General features: G+C 71.5%; 1 protein-coding gene. It reads left to right on the forward strand.

All coding sequences use genetic code 11. The annotated features are described in order from the left end of the window. On the forward strand, window positions 1–4,080 hold a 4,080-nt coding region (locus ACWDSL_RS52265; protein ID WP_450496693.1), incomplete at both ends, for an SDR family NAD(P)-dependent oxidoreductase.

Genomic DNA, 4,080 nt, shown 5'->3' on the forward strand with positions numbered 1-4,080 from the left:
CCGTACGGAGTTCACTCAGCCCGCCCTGTTCGCGGTGGAAGTGGCGCTGTTCCGGCTGCTGGAGTCCTGGGGGATCACCCCTGACTATCTGGTGGGGCATTCGGTCGGTGAGATTGCGGCCGCGCATGTGGCGGGGGTGTTGTCGCTGGCGGATGCGTGTGCGCTGGTGGTGGCGCGGGGTCGGTTGATGCAGGGGTTGCCCGCCGGTGGGGCGATGGTGGCGGTGCGGGCGGCTGAGGACGAGGTGGTGCCGCTGCTGTCCAGTGACGTGTCGATCGCGGCTGTCAACGGTCCTGGTTCGGTGGTGGTGTCCGGGGCGGAGCGGGAGGTGTTGGAGCTTGCGGAGCGGTTTGCGGCGCAGGGGCGGAAGACCAGTCGGCTGCGGGTGTCACACGCCTTCCACTCCCCGCTGATGGGCCCGATGCTGGACGAGTTCCGTACCGTGGCCGAAGGGCTGTCCTACCGGCCCCCGGCCATTCCGGTGGTGTCCAATGTGACAGGCGGGCCTGCTACGGAGGAGCAGCTGTGCTCCGCCGACTACTGGGTCGAGCATGTGCGGGCCACAGTGCGGTTCTCCGACGCCATAGCGGCGTTGGGCCACGCAGGGGTACGCAGGTTCGTCGAGGTCGGGCCGGACGCGTCGCTGTTGGCCCTGGCGGCCGAATCGGCCTCGGACGGCGCGGTGCTGGTGCCGGCGTTGCGCAAGGACCGGGGAGAGGAGCACGCGGTCACCGCCGCGCTGGCGCAGCTGTACGTCGATGGTGTGGAGGCCGACTTGGCGGCCCTGTTCCCGGGTGCCCGTCGGGTGGATCTGCCCACCTACGCCTTCCAACGCGGGTGGTTCTGGCCGCGTACCGAACCGTCGGTCGAAGACGCCGTGGCGTTCGGCCTCACCTCGGCGGAGCATCCGCTGCTCAACGGCGCCGTGGAGCTGGCGGGCTCCGAAGGGCGGCTGTTCACCGGGCGGCTGTCGCTTCCGCTGCGGTCGCATGCGTGGCTGGCCGATCACAGGGTGTCGGGGCGTGTGCTGGTGCCGGGTACCGCGCTGTTGGAGTTGGCGGTCCGGGCGGGCGATGAGGTCGGTTGCGACCGGGTGGCGGAGCTTACGCTGGCGGCGCCGCTCACGCTGCCGGAGCAGGGCGCCGTGCAGGTGCAGCTGGTTGTCGGCGATCCGGACGAGGCGGGCCGTCGCCAGGTCAGTGTGTACTCCCGGCCGGAGGGCCGGTCGGAGGAGTGGGTGCTGCACGCCGACGGGGTGCTGGTGATGGCCGGGCGCGGCGTCCCTGTGGGCGGCTGGCCGGTGTGGCCGCCGGAGGGTGCCGAACGGGTGGATCTGAGCGGCTGTTACGAGCGGTTCGCCGAGCTCGGCTTCGACTACGGGCCGCTCTTCCAGGGCCTGCGGTCGGCGTGGCGGCGCGGCACCGACGTATTCGCCGAGGTGGCGCTGCCAGACGCTCCCGAGGCGGACGCCGCCGCCTTCGGGCTGCACCCCGCGCTGCTCGACACCGCGCTGCACGCGGCCTCCTGGGCGGGGACCGAGGTCCGGCCCGGTGTGCTGCCCTTCTCGTGGTCGGGAGTGTCTTTGTACGGGGCCGGAGCGTCGGCGCTACGGGTGCGGCTGTCGTCGGCCGGGCCGGACACCTTGTCCCTGGAGGCCACCGATCCCTCGGGGCGGCCCGTGCTCTCCGTGGAGTCGCTTGCCCTGCGCGCGATGTCGGCCGAGCCATCCGACGACACCGGTGGCGCCGTGGCGGATTCGCTCTTCCGCCTGGACTGGACGCCGGTGCGCGCCTCGACGGTGCCCCCGGCCTCCGTGGCCGTCGTCGGGCCCGATGACGGCGGACTCGTCGAGGGGCTGCGGACGACAGGGCTGGCCGTTGTCGGCTGCGAAGACCTCGCCGCCCTCGCGGCAGGCGAGGACCCATCGCCCGCCGTGGTGCTGATGCCCGTGTCGGGGCCCGAGGGCGATGTGGTGGGCGCCACGTATGAGGTGACGTCCCGGATCCTGGGTGTGCTGCAGACGTGGCTGTCGGACGAGCGGTGGACGCGGTCCCGTCTGGTGTTCATGACGCGTGGCGCGACCACGGGAGAGGACCTTGCGGCCGCGTCCGTATGGGGCCTGGTCCGCGTGGCGCAGACGGAGCACCCGGACCGGTTCGCCCTGCTGGACCTCGACGGCGGGCAGCTGTCCGCCGCGGCGGTGGCCGAAGCCCTCGGGTCGGACGAACCGCAGACGGCCGTCCGGGACGGTGCCGTCCTGGCGGGCAGGCTGCTCCGTACCCCTGCCGTTGGCGAGGAGACGGCCGGGGTGGCGTGGGATCCTGAGGCCACCGTGTTGATCACGGGCGGCACGGGTGGACTGGGCGGTGTGCTGGCCCGGCACCTGGTGGTCGAGCACGGCGTCCGGCATCTACTGTTGGCCAGCCGCAGTGGCGGCGCGGCGAACGGGGCGGCCGAACTGGTCTCGGAACTGACGGGTCATGGCGCCCATGTGCGCGCGGTGGCGTGTGATGTGGCGGATCGCGATGCGGTGGGCGCCCTGCTGGCGGATGTACCGGCGGACCGCCCGGTGCGGGCCGTGGTGCATACGGCGGGTGTCCTCGACGACGGTGTACTGGAGGCGCTGACGCCGGAACGGCTGGCCAAGGTGGCGCGGCCCAAGATCGACGCGGCATGGGCGCTGCACGAGGCGACGCGTGAGCTGGACCTGACGGCCTTCGTAACGTTCTCCTCGGTGGCGGGTACGTTCGGCTCGGCAGGCCAGGGGAACTATGCGGCAGCGAACGCGTTCCTCGACGCACTGGCCGAACATCGACGTACGGCCGGGCTTCCGGCGGTGTCGCTGGCGTGGGGCCCATGGTCCCGGGCAGGCGGAATGACCAGCGGCTTGACCGACGCGGACGTGGAACGCATGACGCGCGCGGGTACGCCGCCGTTGTCCGTCGAGGAGGGTGTCGCGCTGTTCGACGCGGCGCTGGCGACGGGTGAGGCCGCCGTCGTACCGGTCCGGCTCGACCTGCCCGCGCTCCGCGTACGTGGAGAGATCCCGCCGCTTCTGCGCTCTCTGATCCGCACCCGCACCCGCCGGCATACGCTGCCGAGCTCGGGCGAGGCCGCCACCCTCGTCGAACGCCTCCGCGGCCTGAGCGCCACCGACCGTCGCGAGGCGCTGGTCGACCTGGTGCGTGGCCAGGTGGCGCTGGTGCTCGGCCATACGGGATCCGGCGAGGTCGGGGTCTCTCGCTCCTTCCAGGATCTGGGGTTCGACTCGCTGACGGCGGTGGAGCTGCGCAACCGGCTGAACACCGCCACGGGGCTGCGGCTGCCCGCCACCCTCGTCTTCGACTACCCGACGGTGGTCGCGCTCTCCGACCATCTGCACCGCGAGCTGTTCGCGGCGCGGACCGACGGATCGGCCCTGGACCAGGTCCGCGACCAGGCGCTGCCGATCGTGTCCGACGACCCGGTGGTGGTCGTGGGGATGGCCTGCCGCTATCCGGGTGGGGTGCGTTCTCCTGAGGACCTGTGGCGTCTGGTGGTCGGCGGTCAGGACGCCATCTCGGGCTTTCCGGGCGACCGGGGCTGGGATCTGGAGGCGCTGTACGACCCGGACCCTGATCACTTCGGCACCTCCTACACCCGTGAAGGCGGGTTCCTGCAGGATGCGGCTGAGTTTGACGCGGCGTTCTTCGGGTTGAGTCCGCGTGAGGCGTTGGCGACGGATGCGCAGCAGCGGTTGTTGTTGGAGACGTCGTGGGAGGCGTTTGAGCAGGCGGGGATTGATCCGGTGTCGCTGCGGGGGAGCCGGACGGGTGTGTTCGCGGGGGTGATGTACAACGACTACGGGACCTTGTTGCACGGCTCCGAGTTCGAGGGCTATCAGGCCAACGGCAGTGCGGGCAGCGTGGTGTCGGGGCGGGTGTCGTATACGTTGGGGCTCGAAGGCCCGGCGGTGACGGTCGATACGGCGTGTTCGTCCTCGTTGGTGTCGATGCATTTGGCGGCGCAGGCGTTGCGGGCGGGGGAGTGTTCGCTGGCGTTGGCCGGTGGTGTGACGGTGATGTCGACGCCTGTGGCGTT

This window comes from Streptomyces sp. NPDC000941 (genome assembly GCF_053599555.1).